Consider the following 22,388-nt stretch of genomic DNA (forward strand, 5'->3'; position numbering starts at 1 on the left):
AAACGTGAATTATGGTATAATCGTTGGTATGAAAGATACAAACAGACTTACATATGGCCGAACATTGGTCTACAACCTTAATTACCACATTATTTGGGGAACCAAATACCGAAACAAAGTCCTTACCGGTCGGGTCGAGATCGCCTTCAAACGGATTATCCATGAGATCGCCGCTAAATATGGCTTTGAAATTGCCCACATGGAAATTGGAAAGGACGACCATGTGCACTTGTTAGTTAGTGCACCACCCAAATTATCGGTGACGAATATTGTTCGTTGGCTGAAAGGCGGTACTGCCTATCAGCTATTTCGGGAATGTCCGGAATTACAGCGAAGCTATTGGAAAAAGGAGGGCCGTCACTTGTGGTCGCCCAGTTACTATGTTGAAAGTATTGGGGCCGTTAATGAACAAGCCGTTGCCAAGTACATTGATGATCAACGGAAAAAGGAGGTGGAACTAGAATGATTTTCAACAGCCTCTTTAATCTATACGAACATTATTTAAGATATCGTGGAAATTAACCACAAGGCTCAAGTCTAAGTCCGAACGATAATCAGCCCGTGCCGTGCTAATCACCGTTCTATCCTTAGCCCACCGCCTTGTCGAGAAGGTTAATTCCCACTCACTATGGCAAAAAAGTCAAAGATTGCTAAATTACATCACCAAGAAGCTTTAGTAAAGAAATACGCTGAAAAGCGCAAAGAATTAAAGGCGAAGGGCGACTACATCGGTTTATCCAAACTTCCTCGTAACTCTAGTGCGGTTCGTCTTCACAATCGTGATCGTTACGATGGCCGACCACATGCTTACATGCGTAAGTTTGGAATGTCACGGATTAAGTTCCGTGAACTAGCACACAAGGGTCAAATCCCTGGTGTTCGTAAGGCTAGTTGGTAAGTGAAAAAGAGGATCGCAGTCTTTTCAGATACGCACGGAAATCTAACAGCGTTGCAGGCAATGTATCGCGATAGCATAGCGCAACATGTTGATGAATATTGGTTTATTGGTGATTTACTGATGCCAGGCCCAAGTGTAAAACCAATTTGGGAGATTTTGCAAGAAATGAAGCCAACAGTAATTGTACGAGGAAACTGGGATGACCTAGTTGTTCGTGGCGCTCGCGGGATGATGGATATGGAGCGTCCTTCCCACATTTACTTTGCACGGTTAGCCCAGTATGTTGCGGAACATGCCCCTGACGGAATGATTGATGAAATTGCAAGTTGGCCGATGCACGTGACGAAACGCGTGGGTCTCCTTAATTTTGGCATCTCCCATAATTTGCCGTGGCTTAATATGGGTCAAGACCTTTTTCCCACGCAAGTTAGTGAAAATTTTGATAAGCTGTTTAATGTCGCTGGCGAACCAGTTGATATTGCAATTTATGCCCATGTTCACCATGACCTTTTGCGGTATGGGAGTGATGAACGCATGGTTTTAAATCCCGGAGCAGTCGGCGAGCCATTCAACCACTGGCAACCTCTCCAGCGTGATTTGCGAGCCCACTATCTAATTTTGGAAGTAGACGATATTGGTTTAGCTGAAACTAGCTTCCGTCATATTGGATATAGTCGCGATCAGGAAAAACAAATTGCCGATAAGAGTGATTTGCCATACCGTGACCTTTACAAGAAGATGATGGTGACGGGACGGGCTTATACCCATGATGATGAACTTTTAACTGAATATAATAATCAATACAATTATGCTGACGAATACCGTAAATACGCGAAAAAATTAAATGGTTAAATGGATTCGGAAGTCGCAAGAGGAAAATTTCCTCACGGTTGGCACCGAACTTTTTACACCCTCTGGCTCGGCGCGTTCATCACCGGGATGGGCTACTCGATGACGATGCCGTTTATCTCACTTTTTATTGCAGAATTAGGAAACTTTACGCGTTTTCAGCTCAACATTTACTCCGGACTAGCATTTGGGGTGACCTTCATTAGCCAAGCCATTGTTTCACCGTTCTGGGGCAGTCTGGCTGATCGCAAAGGACGAAAACTGATGTGTATGCGTGCATCGGGAGTAATGGCTTGTACAATCTGTGCAATTGGATTTGCCCAAAGTGTCTGGATGATTATTGGCATGCGGTTCCTTCAAGGAGTCTTTTCCGGCTACATTAATAACGCTACTGCTTTAATGGCTGGCGAAACACCGCATAATAAATCAGGCTGGGTAATGTCAGCGATGACTACTGCGGGGGTGGCCGGCAATTTGGTTGGTCCTTTGCTTGGTGGTTTCCTATCAGGATTGTTTGGGTACCGAATCCCATTTTTCATCACCGGAGCACTAATGTTTTGTGTCTTTCTCAGTACGTGGTTATTGACGGTAGAACATTTTACCCCGATTAAAAAAGAAGCGATGAAGCCAATGAAAGAAATCATTCATAATCTGGATAATCCACCATTGATCTTCGTTATGTTCTTAACCACAATGATTGTTACTTCTTCTACCATGTCAATTGATCCAATTATCAGTTTGTATGTTCGGCAATTAATGGGCGGCCACGGCAATATTGCCTTTGTCGCTGGGATTGTTGCTGCTACTCCAGGACTAGGAACATTGCTTGCCGCTTCAAAGGTTGGTCACACGATGGACCGGATTGGACCAGAAAAAGTATTACAGATTGGGATTCTCACGGCCTTTATCCTCTTTATCCCCATGAGCATTACTAAGTCTCCATGGGCCTTGGCATTTTGGCGCTTCTTGCTTGGGTTAGCAAACGCGGCGTTAATGCCTGCTACCCAAACGGTCTTAACCCTTGACGTCCCAACCGAAGCATTCGGCCGGATCTTTAGTTACAATCAATCTTTCCAGGCTGCGGGTGCGGTGTTAGGGTCAATTCTTGGGTCATTCATTTCGGGAATTTCTAGTTATGAAATGGTCTTTGTCATTACTGGTTTGACTCTCCTGCTTAACTTTATCTTGGTGATGTTGGTTAGACCAAAGAAGCAACTTACAGAATAAATGGTTCAAACAAATAAATTATTAAATGAACACGAAGTAAATAACTTATTTTCCCGGGTTGCCCCCCGCTATGACTTATTAAACAATGTGATTAGTCTAGGAACGCAGAAAATATGGCGACACGAACTTTTTAACCAGCTTCAAATTAAGCCTACCGATAACGCCTTAGATGTTTGCTGTGGAACGGGAGACCTCACAATTGCCCTGGCTAAGCGGATCTCTGCTGGACGAGTAACCGGGCTTGATTTTAATAAAGAAATGTTGGAAATCGCTAAAGAAAAGACAAAGATGATTGGCAACCTCTTCTTGGTACAAGGGGATGCCATGGCGTTGCCGTTTGATGACAATAGCTTTGATATCGTCACCATCGGCTTTGGCTTACGAAATGTTCCAGATGCAGATAAGGCGCTCAGCGAGATTTACCGGGTCCTCAAGCCAGGTGGGCAATTCGTTAGCTTGGAAATGTCGCAGCCGACCAATCCAATTATTAAAGTCGGCTGGAAAGCTTACTTTACGGCCTTTCCATTGATGGCCTCATTAGCTGGTGGACATTACCGCGATTATCAATATTTAAAGAAAACCAGCCAACAATTTGTCTCCGCCCACCAACTGGCGCGGATGATGAAGGCAGTCGGATTTAAGGAAGTCCATTACCAACCATTGAACTTTGGCGCAGCTGCATTACATTTTGGCGATAAATAGATGACTGAATTTACTAAGAGAACCACATCACCATTTCGCTTTGATATTGTTGGCAGTTTCTTACGCCCAAAAGAATTAAAGGAAGCTCGCGCTAAATATCAGGTGGGACAAATTACGAAAGCAGAATTAACCGCAATTGAGGATAAAACTATCATTGACTTAATTAAGAAAGAAGAAGCAGCCGGTTTACACGCCGTTACTGATGGTGAATTCCGTCGTAGCTGGTGGCACCTCGACTTTATTTGGGGATTGGAGGGAATTGAACAGTCAACTTCTAATGCAGGATATGAGTTTCATGATGAAACAACAAGAGCTGAAACGGCAAAGTTAGTCGGTAAAGTAAGTGGAAATAATCATCCCTTTGTTGAGCACTTTAAATTTACACGTGACCATGTTAGTACTGGCACGCAGGTTAAACAAACAATCCCTTCGCCTGCTCAAGCCTTCTTTGAATTTTTGCGCCCAGAAAACATTGCTAGTGTCAATAAATATTATCCGTCATTTGATGCTTTTGCGACAGACCTTGTAACTGCTTATCGCCAAGTAATCGCCGACCTTTATGCAGCTGGATGTAAGACATTACAGTTAGATGATTGCACCTGGTCAGCATATGCCGATTTTGCCCAACATCCTGAACATATCAAATCTGCAGGTTTTAATATTCAACAACTTGAGAAATTAGAAGAGACGTCTGTCGAACTAAATAATGCTATTATTTCTGACCAGCCTCACGATTTAACTATTAATACTCATGATTGTCGCGGCAATTACCATTCAACATGGGCTGCTACTGGCGGTTATGGTCCAGTTGCTGATCCACTTTTTACCAAGGAAAATGTAACTGCTTTTTATTTAGAATATGACACTGAACGAGCTGGCGGATTCGAGCCACTTGAAAAAGTACCTAATGATAAGTATGTCGTATTAGGACTAGTTACATCTAAATCCGGCCAGCTTGAGGATCGTGAAGCAATAATTAACCGTATTCATGAAGCAGCTAAGTTTCACCCACTCAATAAGCTTTGTTTAAGTCCACAATGCGGTTTCGCTTCAACAGAAGAAGGAAATATCCTGACTGAAAAACAACAATGGGCATAAATGTCGTTAAATGTTTTTTTGGAATTAGTAGAAATTAAGGCCAAAACTGCTAGTATCTTACCGATGCTCCTCGGGGTTTGCCTTAGTGTCTATTATTATCATTCACTAAACCTGCTAAATTCAGTTCTGTTTTTCATCGCAATGCTATTATTCAATATGGCGGTTGATATGATGGATAATTATAATGATTATAACAATGCCATTGATACCGTTGATTATAAGAAAAATACAAATATTATTGGGCGGGAAAATATTTCACCGCGTTTAGTTCTCGGTCTCTTGCTTGCCTTTAGTATAGTAGCCGGCTTAATCGGAATCTATGTAGTTACTCGTGTTGGCCTTCCGTTACTATGGATGGGAATCTTTTGTTTTGCGATCGGCATTCTTTACTCTTCTGGTCCATTTCCTTTGTCAGGGTTGCCAGTTGGTGAATTTGCCTCGGGATTTACAATGGGGTTCATGATTACCCTTATTTCTGTCTTTATTAATGTTGGCCAGCAATTTACATGGTCCTGGGCAAATATCGGGGTCGTCTTTCTCGTTGCTTTACCGGATGAATTGTGGATTTCCAACCTATTATTAGCAAATAATATTTGTGATGCGGGTGAAGATGAAGACAATCGCCGTCATACAGTTATTCACTTTATTGGGCAGAAAAATGGTCTATATGCATTTGCTATTAAGAACGTTTTAGCATTTTTAGCTATTATTTTCGCCGCGGTTCTTCATTTCGTACCATGGACAGTCTTGTTAACCTTATTGATTATCCCATTTGTGGTTAAGCAAACAAGAATGTTATTTGCTAAGCAAGTTAAGAAAGAGACATTTCCATGTGCAGTTAAAATATTATTAATTGGCTCACTGGTTCAAGTCGTAACGTTTGCGATTGGGCTAATTTAAATGAAACAATATTTTTTCCATACCTATCCGGCGATTAATAACGCTCTAGGTAAAGTAAATCAAACAATTAATGACCGGATTACAATTAAAAATCCCCAACTACACGATGCCCTGCAACAGATGGCCTCAAATGGCGGTAAATACCTTCGCCCAGCATTCTTCCTTTTATTTGCAAATATCAATCATCAAACTGCCGATGAGCAAGAAAGACTAATTAAAATTGCCTCTTCACTGGAGGTTTTACACATGGCCACTTTGATCCATGACGATATTATTGATGATTCACCTAAGCGTCGCGGAGCCGTCAGTGTCCAAGCCGCTTTTGGTAAAGATACGGCTGTCTATACGGGAGACTTCCTTTTTACTATCTTCTTTGACCTCCTCGTAGAAACGATGACCGGGTCCCCCTACCTGACACGAAACGCCCGGACGATGCGCAAAATTCTTACCGGAGAACTAGGACAGATGGATAATCGCTTTGATCTTTACCAATCATTACTCGATTATTATCGCAATGTAAACGGCAAAACGGCTGCTATTTTTAGTCTTGCCGCTGAAGAAGGAGCCTATTTTGGTCATAGTGATCGTCGGACTATCAACTTAGCCAAACGAATTGGGCAAAATATCGGGATCAGCTTCCAGATACTGGATGACATCCTTGATTATTCAGGGGATGAACGCCTTAACAAACCTGTTTTGGAGGATTTAGCAACTGGTGTTTACTCCCTTCCCCTTCTTTTAACCTTGCAAAATCACCGGCATGAATTAGAACCGTTACTTGCAAAAAAACGCCAAATGACGATTGAAGATATGGAAAAAGTCCAAAAGATTGTTGTCACTCATGGCGGTGTTAAAAAGGCGCAAGAAATTGCTACTAAGTTTACACAAAAAGCGCAAACCGAAATTGATCAATTAGCAGATAAGCATACCCGAAAGATGTTGAAGTTGGTAGCAGATAAGTTATTGACGAGGGTAAATTAAATGACTTATCGTGATAAGTATGGTTTGAGTCACCCATCAATTTCTTTGACAGCTGTAGCTATTGCTATGCTTAGCTCTGATTTTCAACATTACTCTGATGAATTTAATCATCCTATTTTACTAACTGCTAAATATGGTCCGTTTTATGAAGATGAAGAAGATATATCAGCTGGAGACGTTAATCCAATTGATAATTGGATGAGTGAAAAAGCTGATATTGACAACTATATTAAAGACCATCCAGATGCAGCTACATATAGTTTTGAAAGTAATTATCCTCTAACTCAGGATGAATGGGAAAAAGATGTTGATTTTTGGAATGATAAACCAGTATATATTGGCCACTATACTTCCATGATTAAACCAGATGCTAATTATGTTGGATTAGCTGGAAATGAATATGAGATTCAACCATTGATGAATAATGCAGATAGTATGGATGAAATTATATTTAATCCAGTTAATGGAATGGACTTCGATAGTTATCAAGATTTAGTACACTCATACTTACAAAACTTTAAGCAAGAAGATAAAATTAAAACTCTTAATGCCAATGTAGTAACTGCAAACCAGAACTTAATTAATGCACAAAATGCAGTTAAATCAGCCCAAAATAACGTTCAGAGTCTACAAGCTAATCTAGCAGAATTAAACAATGGTTCTACTAAGATCAATAAGGCAATTTCAGATACACAAGCTGCTCTTGCTAAGGGCCAAGAAAATCTAGAATTTGAACAAAAACAACTAGATCAAGCAAATCAAACCTTAGCAGATGTTCAAGCTAAAGTTGGTACAAAAGCAAAAGCCTTAGATGATGCTAAAGCTGCCCAATCTAAGGCAGTTGAAGCTTTAAGTCAAGTACAAAAGGCCTTAGACGAAACAAATGATGAAGTTAAAGCTGCCCAATCAAATGTTGAGACTGCCCAAAACAATCTCAATACCAAAAATAATGATTTAAAGAATGCTCAAAATAAATTGACAGCATTAAATCAAACTTTGAGTAATTTAGAAAATAGTAAGGCTAATTTAGAAAAAGCGCAAAAGGCTTTAGATAATGCAAATGATGAAGCTTTGCAAGCAAATAAGGATGTCATTACTCAACAATCAATTTTGAGTTCTTTGAAGAAAAATAAAGAAAAAGCAGATGCCCAGGTTATAACTGCAATAGAAGAGCTTAAGCAAGCTCAATCAGACTTAACTGTTGCAAAGGGTAGACTAGTTGCTGAACAAAAGATAGCAGAACAAGAGGCACAGAAGGATAATCAGCCAACAAGTCAGCCAACTGCACAGCCGACAGAGCAGCCAACAAGTCAACCAACCGCTCAACCGACTGAACAGCCAACGAGTCAACCAACTGCTCAACCAAGCGAACAGCCGACAGAGCAGCCAACAAGTCAACCAACCGCTCAACCGACTGAACAGCCAACGAGTCAACCAACTGCTCAACCAAGCGAACAACCGACAGAGCAGCCAACGAGTCAACCAACCGCCCAACCGAGTGAACAACCAACCGCTCAACCAACAGAACAACCAGCAATTGAATCAAATACGCAATTACCTGGTGAACAAAAGAATGAAGAACCACAACCAATGACTACACAGGTCACTACCAAGAATGGCGAAACTTCTATCGTCGAACCTACTAACTCTTCATCAACACAACCAACTACTAAGCAAGATGCTCAACAATTGCCACAAACTGGTAATCAAAAGTCATCAAGCTTAATTGGTCTTGGTTTTGCTAGTTTTCTCTCAGCACTTGGTTTAACAAAAGTAAATAAGAAACGGAAAGATTAAATGAAAAAATTAAGATATACAAGTGTAGCTGTTGCAACATTGGCTGCTGCGACTTTAGCGAGTGCTAATAATAAAGTGAGTGCCGATGCAACTAATAATACTGTTATTACAGAGTCAGCCAGCCAAACGGTTCAAGACGCTGTAAGTGATGCACAAAATGCGGTTAATAGTGCACAATCAAATGTAAATAGCAAAGAACAAGCGTTATCAGATGCTCAAGAAAAGGCACAAACAGCAAATAATGCTTACACTACACAGCAGTCTAAATTAACAGATAGCCAGAAAAACTTAGCTAATAAACAAGATGCCGTTAAGCAGGCGCAAAATAACTTAGATAATGCAGAAAAACTTGCGCAACAAGCAACTCCAGAAAATATTAAACAAACGCAGAAAAATATTTCTGATCAACAAAAAGTTATTCAAAACGCTCAGGGAAATGTTAATGATGCAAATACAGAATTAAATAGAGCTCAAGATCAATTAAATAATGCTAAGCAAAAGCAGGCTAATGCTCAAAAGTTAGTCAATGATAAGAATCTAGCAAAGCAAGATGCTGATAATAACGTTTCTAAAGCAGAAGATGATGTTAAAAACAGCGGCTTAAATGAAGCAGAACAAAATGTACAAAAGGTTCAAACTACTTTAGATAATATAAAAAAGACGAATAGTAGTAATGAATCTGTTTTAAAACAAAATCAAATTGCATTGGCGGATAATAATAAGAAAATTGCAGATTTAAACACCCGACAATAAATGATGAAGAAAGAATTGCCTCGTTTCTTATATGGTGGCGACTATAATCCCGAACAGTGGCCAGAAGAAACGTGTGCTGAAGATATTAAAGTATTTAAGCAGGCAGATATAAATACCGCCACGATCAATGTTTTTTCATGGGCTTTACTTGAACCGCAGGAAGGAAAATACGATTTTACCAAGCTTGATAAAATTATCAAAGAATTAACGGCTGCTGATTTTGATATCGTTCTTGCCACTTCAACCGCCGCGATGCCCGCTTGGATGTTCAAGAAATACCCAGATGTTGCGCGGGTCGACTACCAAGGACGCCGCCATGTATTTGGTGCCCGGCATAACTTTTGCCCAAGCAGTAAAAATTATCGGCGTTTAGCGAAAAATCTTGTTGAACAGCTCGCTAAAAGATATGGCGATAATCCGCATATTGTTGCTTGGCATGTTAATAATGAATATGGTGGCAATTGTTATTGTGAAGAATGCCAAACAGAATTTCAGCAATGGTTGAAGGTGCGCTATCAAACCTTAAATAATCTTAATCATGCATGGAATATGAATGTGTGGAGTCATACAATTTATGACTGGAATGAGATTGTTGTGCCTAATGAACTTGGTGATGCATGGGGCCCAGAAGGATCGGAAACAATTGTCGCCGGACTTTCAATTGATTATTTACGTTTTCAATCGACCCAAATGCTTGATTTATTTAAGATGGAAAAGCAAATCATTGAAAAGTATGATCCAACGACCTTAGTCACTACTAACTTTCATAGTCTGCCCAATAAAATGATTGATTATCAGCAGTGGGCTAGTGCGCAAGACATTATATCATATGATAGTTATCCGGCTTATGATGTACCGGTTTATCAGCCAGCATTCTTATATGATTTGATACGTTCTTTAAAGCACCAGCCGTTTATGCTGATGGAATCCACGCCATCACAAGTTAACTGGCAACCATATAGCCCATTAAAACGTCCGGGACAGATGGCGGCCACTGAATTACAGGCAGTTGCGCATGGTGCGGATACCGTTCAATTTTTCCAGTTGAAGCAGGCACTGGGCGGATCGGAAAAGTTTCATGGTGCCGTGATTAGTCACGCCAACCGGACTGATACCCGGGCATTTAAAGAAGTAGCGAAATTAGGTCATGATTTAAGAAAAGTGGGCCCGGTTATTAAAGATTCTCAGACTAAAGCGCGGGTGGCCCTTATCTTTGACTGGAGTAATTTCTGGTCTTTTGAGTATGTCGATGGTATTACCCAGGACCTAAAATATGTACCAATTATTCTTGATTATTACCGGCAATTTTATGAGCTGAATATTCCGACTGATGTAATTTCCGTTGATGATGATTTTAGCCAATATGACCTCGTAGTTGCTCCGGTCCTTTACATGGTTAAGGATGGCTTAGGCAAGAAGATTACAGATTATGTTGCAAACGGTGGTAATTTTATTACTAGTTTTATGTCCGGAATGGTAAATGAATCCGATAATATCTATCCGGGAGGTTATCCTGGACCATTAAAAGATGTAATGGGGCTGTGGGTTGAAGAAAGCGATGCAATCCTTCCTGATAAAGATGTTAAATTAGCAATGACGACCGGGAATGAATTAACTGGACATTTGATAGCAGATTTAATTTGCCTTAATGGAGCCCATGTCTTGGCTAAATACGCTAGTGAATTTTATGCTGGGACTCCCGCGGTAACCGAGAATACCTATTCAAAAGGGAAAGCATGGTATGTTGGTAGTCGCCTTGACCATACTAGTCTCCGTAAGATCATTATGCATATTGTTGATGATGTGCACCTTTCCGCGTTAGTCAAAGAGCAAACAGAATTGGAGATAACAAAACGCCAAAATTCAGCAGGTCAGGATATTTACTTTGTCCTTAATATGGGAAAGGGTAAACAACCATTACCAGTAGAATTTCAAAAGGGTTATCGAGACCTTTTGACTGGTGATTCACCTGAAACGCTGCTTGATTCGTGGGATGTTGAGATCTTGGTTCAAGAATAAATGACACATAGCCATAAGCTCACGGGGAAGCAGCTTATTTCTCGTGCTTCGTTTTGCTTTGGTAACTTAGGACACTCTGCATTTTATGGGGTAATGAGTACTTACTTTATTATCTTTGTAACAAGCGGAATGTTCGCGGGACTAAGCAAAACGGTTGCTAATAAACTAATTGGGTTGATTACTGGTTTGATTGTTTCTGTCCGGATTTTGGAATTATTAATTGATCCGCTGTTAGGAAATATTGTTGATAATACTAAAACTCGGTGGGGAAAATTTAAGCCGTGGATTTTAATGGGAAATATCGTTAGTGCGATTCTGCTATTAATCCTCTTTACCGGAATCTTTGGCTTAGCAAAATATAATTGGGTTCTTTTTGCCATTTTATTTGTTATTATTTTCATTACGTTTGATATTTTCTACTCATTTTCTGATGTTTCGTATTGGGGAATGGTGCCCGCTTTAAGTGAAGATTCTGAAGAGCGGGGCGTTTATACCGCTCTCGGTGCCTTTGCGGGAACACTTGGTTGGAATGGATTAACGATTATCGTGGTACCGATTGTAACGACCTTTACTTATTTAGCTACTGGTCATCATCGGCAGGGGCCTGCTGGTTGGTTTGCCTTTGCTGCCATTATTTCGGCATTAGCTGTTATCTGTGCCTTGGTTGTTTGTGTTGGGACGAAAGAAAATTACAATGTGATCCGTAAGTCTGCCCAGGATAAGACAACTATTCGGGAAGTTTTTTCAGCAATTTTTCACAATGACCAAATCTTATGGCCAAGTTTGGCATATTTACTTTATTCATGTGCCTATGTTGTAACTAATGGTGTCCTTTTCTACCTTTACAAGTTTGTTATTGGTAAACCTGGTGAATTCTGGATTGTTGGGGTCATCGCTACGATTATTGGTTTCTGTACTAGTCCTCTTTATCCTATTTTGAATAAATTTATTCCACGAAAATGGCTATTCATTGGTGGCCAAGTCTGCATGAGTTTAGCATATTTAATCTTTATTTTTGCCCGCTCTAATGTTTTAATGATGGACTTTGGATTGGTCTTGTTTAACATTAATTTTGCCCAATTGGTAACAGTTTTAACATTAACGGATGCAATTGAATATGGCCAATTAAATTCTGGTCAACGAAATGAAGCGGTTGTTCTTGCTGTGCGACCAATGATTGATAAATTAACAGGGGCGATCTCAAATGGCCTTGTCGGTTATATCGCAATCGCAGCCGGAATGACGGGGAGCGCGACTGCTGCTGACATGACAGGTCATGATATTCGGACTTTCGATAGTATGGCATTCTATATCCCGCTGGCATTAGCTGTTTTGTCAATTTTTGTCTTTCTTTTTAAGGTGAAATTGAGTGAAGAAGTTCATGCGGAAGTAGTTGAAGAATTAAAGGATAAATTAGCACAAGGAGAACTGACAAGTGAAGCGTCGACATCATCGACTGGTCTTAAAGAAGAAACGATTTATGCCCCAACAGATGGCGAATTAGTTGCAATGAAAGAAGTCGTCGATCGTGATGGTCAACCGTTCCCCGGAAAGGGCTTTGCGATTAGGCCAACTAGCGATAAATTGTACGCCCCATTTGACGGGAAGATTAACTTTACGTTTGGCACCCGTCATGCGTTTGGTATTACTTCTGACAAGGGATTAGAAATGATTGTTCATATTGGTATCGGGACCGTAAATATGCGTGGAGAAGGCTTCAATGTCCATTATAATGACGGTCAAATCGTTAAAAAGGGTCAGCTACTCTTTGATTTTGATCGTGAATTGATTAAACAAAGCGGGTATGAAGACTGGGTAATTACTTTCTTTGCGCAACCACATAATATTGAAGCAACGGCTGGTTTTACTCCCGGTAAGCTTATTAAGCATGGTGATAAGGTAGTAACAGTAGAATTTAAATAAATGGCGACAATTAAAGAAATTGCGGAAAAATCAGGATATTCACCAGCAACGGTTTCGCGCCTTTTGAATAATGATCAAAATTTATCGATCAGTCCAAGCACCCGCAATAAGATCATGACGGTGGCTAATGAGCTTGGCTATTGGAACAACCACAAGAAAAACTCTCAGCAGCAACCAATCCGTCCTAATCTTGCTCTATTGTATCGGGTAAGCGGTGAAGAACAACTACAAGATGAATATTTTGCGTTTTTGCGAAATGCAATTATTAAAGAAGTCGATGAGGCGGGAGCGCAGGTTGAAATCTTTAGTAATATCAAGGATTTGATTGCGGTGGCTGATTCGTTCCAAGGATTTATTGGCGTGGGTGCGGACCGGGTAACGCAGGACCAGCTTATCGAACTTCATCAATACTTACCACATGGAGTTTTTGTTGATATAAATCCGATGCCACAATTATTTGATTCCGTTCAACCTAACCTTGAATTAACGATTCAGGATGCTCTCCATCGCCTCGCCAAAGCAGGTTATGAACGAATCGGTTTCATTGGTGGAAAAGGACTTAATCTCAATAACGTCCAACAAGCTGATGCCCGTGAAATCGCCTTTCGTGAATTTACAGGGATGCAAGGGATAAAAGAAGCGCCATTATATGTGGACGGACCATTTAATGTTAAAAACGGTTATCAACTTGGTAAACGGGTTCTTGAACAAAGTGGTGGTAATTTACCAGAAGCCTTTATTATTGCCTCTGATACGTTAAGTGTTGGTGTTCTCCAGGCTTTTAATGAAGCAGGGGTAATTGTGCCACGTGATACTGTCGTGATTAGCATCAATAACAGTAAAGTTGCTAAGTATGTTTCACCGCCGTTAACGTCCTACAATATCAACCAAGAAACGCTTAGTCGGATGGCGATTAACCTTCTCCAAGATTTAATAACCCATCCCCAGCGTCCGCACGTTCATCTGACAGTAAATACCAATATTGTTTTTCGTAAAAGCTTTCCCAAAGAAAATAAGTAGATTATAAACATCATTGATTTGAAGCACATCTAAAACTGGGTATCGGTCATAGAAGAAATTCTGTACGTTCTAAACATTATTGATTTGAAGTACATCTAAAACCCCGTCAAACATTCCTCTCGTGTATTCTGAGTTCTAAACATTATTGATTTGAAGTACATCTAAAACTTGCATTGACACAACCTTGAAGCGGCTTCCGTTCTAAACATTATTGATTTGAAGTACATCTAAAACAGTAGAAGCGAATTGTGTTATTACTGCTACGTTCTAAACATTATTGATTTGAAGTACATCTAAAACAAGAAATTATTGCCGGTTCATTTGTTGGCGGTTCTAAACATTATTGATTTGAAGTACATCTAAAACAAAGAGGGTGCCGTTGATTTGTATAAGGGGGTTCTAAACATTATTGATTTGAAGTACATCTAAAACTCAAGTATTTCCAATCACCAAAGAATACAAGTTCTAAACATTATTGATTTGAAGTACATCTAAAACAGATCGTATTGATTACGTTTTTAATCGAATGTTCTAAACATTATTGATTTGAAGTACATCTAAAACTATGATCGCACTCTAGAGAACAACCTTTCGGTTCTAAACATTATTGATTTGAAGTACATCTAAAACGCTGGGATGGAGGAGGGATGAGAGTGGTAGGTTCTAAACATTATTGATTTGAAGTACATCTAAAACACGATTTACCTTCATGATACTTCCAATGATGTTCTAAACATTATTGATTTGAAGTACATCTAAAACACATACTTGCGACTATCGCCATCTAGTTTCGTTCTAAACATTATTGATTTGAAGTACATCTAAAACGCTACAGAAATGGTAAAAGAAAGTTGTTCAGTTCTAAACATTATTGATTTGAAGTACATCTAAAACCCCAGACAAGTCTTCCTATGACAGCCGTTTGTTCTAAACATTATTGATTTGAAGTACATCTAAAACTTGCGTAATGAATAGCGTACAATGCACTAGGTTCTAAACATTATTGATTTGAAGTACATCTAAAACAATTGAAGCTAGCTTTGCCCGTGCTGTTTTGTTCTAAACATTATTGATTTGAAGTACATCTAAAACTTGCGGCTGTAAAAGTGCCATTTTTCTTATGTTCTAAACATTATTGATTTGAAGTACATCTAAAACTTCTTCGTCAGCCATTTAATCGCCTACTTAGTTCTAAACATTATTGATTTGAAGTACATCTAAAACCAACGGCTTGTGCTATCAAATCAGTAACTTGTTCTAAACATTATTGATTTGAAGTACATCTAAAACTAGTAAATAGGATTTGAGCAACCTTTTTCCGTTCTAAACATTATTGATTTGAAGTACATCTAAAACTACCCTCACCAACGTCTGTTGTTAGCCCTAGTTCTAAACATTATTGATTTGAAGTACATCTAAAACTACCCTCACCAACGTCTGTTGTTAGCCCTAGTTCTAAACATTATTGATTTGAAGTACATCTAAAACTTAATGGTAACCAACGAATTGATTTTCTATGTTCTAAACATTATTGATTTGAAGTACATCTAAAACTGTAGCATTAGTTAATCACCGTCTCTTCTGGGTTCTAAACATTATTGATTTGAAGTACATCTAAAACGCAATTAACAACGTTTTTAACTGCATTTTCGTTCTAAACATTATTGATTTGAAGTACATCTAAAACTAGGTTCGGAGCAGGACTAATTAATTGGATGTTCTAAACATTATTGATTTGAAGTACATCTAAAACAGGCACGAATCACTTTACTGGCAACACCATGTTCTAAACATTATTGATTTGAAGTACATCTAAAACTCGTGTTTCTTCCATAGCCTTGATACAAGCGTTCTAAACATTATTGATTTGAAGTACATCTAAAACAGGATCTGTCACAACATTTTTCATAGGCTCGTTCTAAACATTATTGATTTGAAGTACATCTAAAACCGATCGTAGAAGTCTTGCATTTCCAGTTGCGTTCTAAACATTATTGATTTGAAGTACATCTAAAACATAAGCGATTTAACTTTAATTTCAAAAAGAGTTCTAAACATTATTGATTTGAAGTACATCTAAAACAGAGATGACTGTCGATCAACGTAAGAAGTAGTTCTAAACATTATTGATTTGAAGTACATCTAAAACCCCCTCGTCTTAACAAGTCATCAACAATATGTTCTAAACATTATTGATTTGAAGTACATCTAAAACGCTAGTGAAATCCAAACGGGACTTTCTGATGTTCTAAACATTATTGATTTGAAGTACATCTAAAACATTAGGCAGCCGTGTCCCACCTGTCTTAAAGTTCTAAACATTATTGATTTGAAGTACATCTAAAACATTATAAACATCATTGATTTGAAGCACATCTAAAACTGGGTATCGGTCATAGAAGAAATTCTGTACGTTCTAAACATTATTGATTTGAAGTACATCTAAAACCCCGTCAAACATTCCTCTCGTGTATTCTGAGTTCTAAACATTATTGATTTGAAGTACATCTAAAACTTGCATTGACACAACCTTGAAGCGGCTTCCGTTCTAAACATTATTGATTTGAAGTACATCTAAAACAGTAGAAGCGAATTGTGTTATTACTGCTACGTTCTAAACATTATTGATTTGAAGTACATCTAAAACAAGAAATTATTGCCGGTTCATTTGTTGGCGGTTCTAAACATTATTGATTTGAAGTACATCTAAAACAAAGAGGGTGCCGTTGATTTGTATAAGGGGGTTCTAAACATTATTGATTTGAAGTACATCTAAAACTCAAGTATTTCCAATCACCAAAGAATACAAGTTCTAAACATTATTGATTTGAAGTACATCTAAAACAGATCGTATTGATTACGTTTTTAATCGAATGTTCTAAACATTATTGATTTGAAGTACATCTAAAACTATGATCGCACTCTAGAGAACAACCTTTCGGTTCTAAACATTATTGATTTGAAGTACATCTAAAACGCTGGGATGGAGGAGGGATGAGAGTGGTAGGTTCTAAACATTATTGATTTGAAGTACATCTAAAACACGATTTACCTTCATGATACTTCCAATGATGTTCTAAACATTATTGATTTGAAGTACATCTAAAACACATACTTGCGACTATCGCCATCTAGTTTCGTTCTAAACATTATTGATTTGAAGTACATCTAAAACGCTACAGAAATGGTAAAAGAAAGTTGTTCAGTTCTAAACATTATTGATTTGAAGTACATCTAAAACCCCAGACAAGTCTTCCTATGACAGCCGTTTGTTCTAAACATTATTGATTTGAAGTACATCTAAAACTTGCGTAATGAATAGCGTACAATGCACTAGGTTCTAAACATTATTGATTTGAAGTACATCTAAAACAATTGAAGCTAGCTTTGCCCGTGCTGTTTTGTTCTAAACATTATTGATTTGAAGTACATCTAAAACTTGCGGCTGTAAAAGTGCCATTTTTCTTATGTTCTAAACATTATTGATTTGAAGTACATCTAAAACTTCTTCGTCAGCCATTTAATCGCCTACTTAGTTCTAAACATTATTGATTTGAAGTACATCTAAAACCAACGGCTTGTGCTATCAAATCAGTAACTTGTTCTAAACATTATTGATTTGAAGTACATCTAAAACTAGTAAATAGGATTTGAGCAACCTTTTTCCGTTCTAAACATTATTGATTTGAAGTACATCTAAAACTACCCTCACCAACGTCTGTTGTTAGCCCTAGTTCTAAACATTATTGATTTGAAGTACATCTAAAACTACCCTCACCAACGTCTGTTGTTAGCCCTAGTTCTAAACATTATTGATTTGAAGTACATCTAAAACTTAATGGTAACCAACGAATTGATTTTCTATGTTCTAAACATTATTGATTTGAAGTACATCTAAAACTGTAGCATTAGTTAATCACCGTCTCTTCTGGGTTCTAAACATTATTGATTTGAAGTACATCTAAAACGCAATTAACAACGTTTTTAACTGCATTTTCGTTCTAAACATTATTGATTTGAAGTACATCTAAAACTAGGTTCGGAGCAGGACTAATTAATTGGATGTTCTAAACATTATTGATTTGAAGTACATCTAAAACAGGCACGAATCACTTTACTGGCAACACCATGTTCTAAACATTATTGATTTGAAGTACATCTAAAACTCGTGTTTCTTCCATAGCCTTGATACAAGCGTTCTAAACATTATTGATTTGAAGTACATCTAAAACAGGATCTGTCACAACATTTTTCATAGGCTCGTTCTAAACATTATTGATTTGAAGTACATCTAAAACCGATCGTAGAAGTCTTGCATTTCCAGTTGCGTTCTAAACATTATTGATTTGAAGTACATCTAAAACATAAGCGATTTAACTTTAATTTCAAAAAGAGTTCTAAACATTATTGATTTGAAGTACATCTAAAACAGAGATGACTGTCGATCAACGTAAGAAGTAGTTCTAAACATTATTGATTTGAAGTACATCTAAAACCCCCTCGTCTTAACAAGTCATCAACAATATGTTCTAAACATTATTGATTTGAAGTACATCTAAAACGCTAGTGAAATCCAAACGGGACTTTCTGATGTTCTAAACATTATTGATTTGAAGTACATCTAAAACATTAGGCAGCCGTGTCCCACCTGTCTTAAAGTTCTAAACATTATTGATTTGAAGTACATCTAAAACATGAAACTCGTTTATAAAGGTCATCCACCAGTTCAAATAGATAAAGGGAAATTTACAGTATTGGCAACAAATAACCGAAAAACTTATTTTGAGTTGATTCGGGGATTGCAAGGATTCAATGATAGACTAACTATTTTAGATGATGATTATCAAGACTTAGATCCCGAAAAGGCAATTGATTGGGATGGTGACTTGGTTGCGAATAATAATTTAGCAACAATTTATTCAACGGAAATTGTAAAGTCAATAATAAAAAATTTAACAGAAGAGGATCGTCATTTGCTAGATGCTGAAGCACGTCGGCTTTATTCGAATGTTCAAGAAATTTTATTTATGACAGATTTACCGCTCGAAGTTCGTTACGATGGTGACATCAAACGATTATTAAATTATTGTAAGATTAAATTTTCACCATTAGTTCAGCAAAGCCCTTATGATATAATAAAAACAGATTTAAAGTTACATTTAGAATGTGCTGATAGTTCATGTGTTGGGTTAAGTAATGTCGCTAATTACCTAGATTCAGCTCAATTTAACGAACTACAACAACTAAACATTGAATTGAAAATTCCTGTTTTATTAATAGAATTCACAGAAATAGATAATCGTAAATACTATGGAAATGCGGATTTTTATTATATTGACAAGGATTTTGTTGATTGGAAGTTATAAATGCGCTTATTAATCATGTTTGATTTACCAGTAGAAACAAGTAAGGAGAGGAGAGAATATCGTCAATTTCGTAAACGATTAATAAATGAAGGCTTTTTGATGATTCAATATTCGGTATATGTGCGGGTTTGTGTCAACAAAAAATCAGCTCAATTTATTGAAAAAAGAATCAGCACTTTTTTACCTGAGTCAGGGACAATTCAATCAATGATTATGACGGAAAAACAATATAATGATATGCATTTTCTTCTAGGAGAGAGTAGTAAAGATGTACGGAATTTATCAGGAAGGACAATTATTCTATGAATGGGATGGCGTTCTGTTATTGTTACGCAACACGCAAAATTATCGTATACATCACATTTAATGGTGGTACAAACTAACGACGGAATTAATCAAATTCCAATAGAGGATATTGAACTGCTATTAGTTTCCACTACTCAAGCAGTTATCACATCTGCATTATTGAGTGAGTTGGCAAAAAGGGAGGTTAAAGTTATCTTTGTAGATAATACATTACAACCAGTTTGTGAAACAGTCAGTTATTATTCTAACAATCGATCATATGAATTAATCGAAAATGAATTTCATTGGGCAAAACGCCGAAAAGAAATTTTATGGACAAAAATAGTAGCTGCTAAAATTATTAATCAGTTACAGGTTCTTGATATCTATGGACACGACATTAGCCTAATATCAGATGAACTAAATCAGCTCGAATTAAATGATGAGACTAATCGTGAGGCTGTAGTAGCCAGAAAATATTTTCCGTTGTTATTTGAAAATGAGAAATTTTCTCGACGATCAATGACGGCGGTGAATGCAGCGTTGAATTACGGGTATTCGATTTTATTATCGACGGTAAATCGGGCAATTGTAACAAAAGGCTACTTAACTCAGTTAGGAATTCATCATCGAAGCAATGAAAATCAATTTAATCTTGGCTCGGATTTGATGGAGCCGTTTAGACCAGTAATTGATTATTGGGTAGCAAATCAGAATTTTACGGAATTAACTCCAGATGTGAAGTTTGGATTAGTAGACTCATTAAATTTAGAAATCACATTCAATGATAAAAAGATGCTAGTACGAAATGCAATTAATTTGTATGTAAGCCAGTGTTTAAATTATTTAAGTGAAAAAAGTAAAGAAATAAAGATTGAGATGAAATTTAATAATGAGGTACCAAATAATGCGCTTATTAATCATGTTTGAATGTATGACATTGACCATATTCTTCCCCAGGCGTTTATTAAGGATGATTCATTAGATAACCGAGTACTTGTAAGACGACAGGATAATAACGCTAAATCTGATAATGTTCCGGCTTTGAAATTTGGGAAGATGAAACCGTTTTGGAACGAATTACAGAAGCATGGCTTGATTAGTAAACGTAAACTTAATAACTTGCAAACTAATCCTGAAAGTATCGATAAGTTTAAGGCAGTTGGATTTGTCAATCGTCAATTAGTTGAAACACGGCAAGTCATTAAATTAGCTGCAAATATTTTAGCAAGTTGTTATCCTGACTCTAAGATTATTGAAGTTAAAGCAAGTTTGACTCATCAGATGCGTGAATCATTTAACCTAATTAAGAATCGTGATGTTAATGACTATCATCATGCTGTTGATGCGTATTTAAGTGCATTTGTAGGGCAATACCTATATAATCGTTATCCTAAATTGCAGCCATATTTTGTTTATGGCCAGTTTAAAAAATTTGATAAACAAAGTACTCGGATTGGGATGAAAACTAACCACTTTAATTTTTTGTATGATCTTGAACCCGAAGGCAAAAATGTAAAAATAAAGAAACCAACTAAGATTATAAACAAGGAAACTGGTGAAATTATTGGTGATCGTGATGAATTAGTTACCAAATTGAACCGTGTTTATAATTTTAAGTACATGTTAGTTTCGCAAGAAGTATATACGCGAAGTGGCGCATTATTTGATCAGACAATTTACCCAGCTAATTCAGGTAAGAAATTAATTCCACTGAAGCAAAATAAAACTACAGCAATTTATGGTGGATACAGTGGAAGTAAAGCAGCGTATATGTCTATCATTAGGTTACGAGATAAAAAGGGTGAAACTTACCGTATTGTTGGAATCCCAGTAAGAGTAGTTAATAAATTAAATCAAGCAAAGAAAAAGAGTAATGAAAAGTACCTTGCAGAATTAAAGGCAGTCATTGAGCCACAAATTGCTAAGACAAAGAAGGATCGAAAGACTGGTCAAAGGGTTCTTGTACCACAAGAGTTTGATGTGATTATCCCTGAAGTTATGTATCGTCAGCTAATAGTTGATGGTGATCAGAAGTTTACGTTGGGTAGTTCTACTTATCAATATAATGCACGTCAGTTAGTGTTAGATTCAAAATCATTAGTAACTTTATCTAAGAATTTTATTGAAAGTAATAGTGTTACAAGCGAGATAAAAAATAACCGCTTGATTAAAGTTTATGATGATATACTTAATAAAGTTAATAAGTATTTTAGTCTCTACAATAAAAATAAATTTCGCCAACGGTTAAATGAAGGTCGAGAAAAATTCATTAAACTACCAATTGATAATGAATTTAAGAATAATAAAAAGATTACAGTTGGAAAGAGGGAAGTATTACAAAATATTTTAATTGGTTTGCATGATAATGCAGGTATGGGAAATTTGAAAGTATTAGGGATAAATACACCATTTGGAATGATACAAACTTCTAATGGAATTATATTATCACCTAATGCATGCCTGATTTACCAATCACCAACCGGCTTATTTGAGAGAAAAGTTTATCTAAATACTATTTCACCGTTAAAATAGTAACTGAAACTTGAAAGCACCTTAAAGAACCAGAG

16 protein-coding genes, 1 pseudogene and 1 CRISPR repeat array are annotated in these 22,388 nt (G+C 37.3%); all 17 genes and pseudogenes read left to right on the top strand.

Features of this window, described 5'->3' with window-relative positions:
* Positions 1-28 precede the first annotated feature (28 nt).
* Positions 29-466, top strand: coding sequence for an IS200/IS605 family transposase (tnpA, locus tag HHK02_RS05755; RefSeq protein ID WP_181462876.1), 438 nt, complete (start codon positions 29-31; stop codon positions 464-466).
* A gap of 162 nt (positions 467-628) precedes the next feature.
* Positions 629-898: a 30S ribosomal protein S14 gene (gene rpsN / locus HHK02_RS05760; RefSeq protein WP_003667006.1), complete on the top strand. Its 270-nt coding sequence runs from the start codon at positions 629-631 to the stop codon at positions 896-898.
* The gene (locus HHK02_RS05765; RefSeq protein WP_181462877.1) at positions 899-1,750 is read left to right on the top strand and encodes a metallophosphoesterase family protein; all 852 of its coding nucleotides are present in this window, start codon (positions 899-901) and stop codon (positions 1,748-1,750) included.
* Positions 1,751-2,974, top strand: coding sequence for an MFS transporter (locus HHK02_RS05770; protein ID WP_181462878.1), 1,224 nt, complete (start codon positions 1,751-1,753; stop codon positions 2,972-2,974).
* Positions 2,975-3,676, top strand: coding sequence for a bifunctional demethylmenaquinone methyltransferase/2-methoxy-6-polyprenyl-1,4-benzoquinol methylase UbiE (gene ubiE, locus HHK02_RS05775; RefSeq protein ID WP_003671575.1), 702 nt, complete (start codon positions 2,975-2,977; stop codon positions 3,674-3,676).
* A complete protein-coding gene (locus tag HHK02_RS05780; RefSeq protein ID WP_181462879.1) occupies positions 3,677-4,774 on the top strand; it encodes a 5-methyltetrahydropteroyltriglutamate--homocysteine S-methyltransferase in 1,098 nt (365 codons plus the stop codon).
* The gene (locus HHK02_RS05785) at positions 4,775-5,674 is read left to right on the top strand and encodes a prenyltransferase (RefSeq protein WP_181462880.1); all 900 of its coding nucleotides are present in this window, start codon (positions 4,775-4,777) and stop codon (positions 5,672-5,674) included.
* Positions 5,675-6,655, top strand: coding sequence for a polyprenyl synthetase family protein (locus tag HHK02_RS05790; protein ID WP_181462881.1), 981 nt, complete (start codon positions 5,675-5,677; stop codon positions 6,653-6,655).
* Positions 6,656-8,452: pseudogene (locus HHK02_RS12900) on the top strand (LPXTG cell wall anchor domain-containing protein); the annotation flags it as partial.
* Complete coding sequence (locus tag HHK02_RS05800) at positions 8,453-9,205, top strand: coiled-coil domain-containing protein (RefSeq protein WP_231124910.1); 753 nt, start codon at positions 8,453-8,455, stop codon at positions 9,203-9,205. It abuts the pseudogene before it with no gap.
* A complete protein-coding gene (locus HHK02_RS05805) occupies positions 9,206-11,224 on the top strand; it encodes a beta-galactosidase (protein ID WP_181462882.1) in 2,019 nt (672 codons plus the stop codon).
* A complete protein-coding gene (locus tag HHK02_RS05810) occupies positions 11,225-13,147 on the top strand; it encodes a PTS sugar transporter subunit IIA (RefSeq protein WP_181462883.1) in 1,923 nt (640 codons plus the stop codon).
* On the top strand, positions 13,148-14,167 hold the full coding sequence (locus HHK02_RS05815) for a LacI family DNA-binding transcriptional regulator (RefSeq protein WP_168240504.1): 1,020 nt from the start codon (positions 13,148-13,150) through the stop codon (positions 14,165-14,167).
* Positions 14,168-18,861: a CRISPR direct-repeat array (repeat unit 36 nt; unit sequence GTTCTAAACATTATTGATTTGAAGTACATCTAAAAC).
* Positions 18,862-19,533, top strand: coding sequence for a type II-A CRISPR-associated protein Csn2 (gene csn2, locus HHK02_RS05820; protein ID WP_019253824.1), 672 nt, complete (start codon positions 18,862-18,864; stop codon positions 19,531-19,533). It abuts the feature before it with no gap.
* Positions 19,534-19,839 (top strand): CRISPR-associated endonuclease Cas2, encoded by a 306-nt coding sequence (gene cas2, locus HHK02_RS05825; protein WP_085680852.1) that lies wholly within the window; start codon positions 19,534-19,536, stop codon positions 19,837-19,839.
* Complete coding sequence (gene cas1 / locus HHK02_RS05830) at positions 19,840-20,748, top strand: type II CRISPR-associated endonuclease Cas1 (RefSeq protein ID WP_099979647.1); 909 nt, start codon at positions 19,840-19,842, stop codon at positions 20,746-20,748.
* Complete coding sequence (cas9, locus tag HHK02_RS05835; protein WP_231124911.1) at positions 20,749-22,353, top strand: type II CRISPR RNA-guided endonuclease Cas9; 1,605 nt, start codon at positions 20,749-20,751, stop codon at positions 22,351-22,353. It begins immediately after the preceding gene.
* Positions 22,354-22,388: the final 35 nt, after the last annotated feature.

The organism is Limosilactobacillus reuteri (genome assembly GCF_013694365.1).
GTDB lineage: Bacteria > Bacillota > Bacilli > Lactobacillales > Lactobacillaceae > Limosilactobacillus > Limosilactobacillus reuteri_E.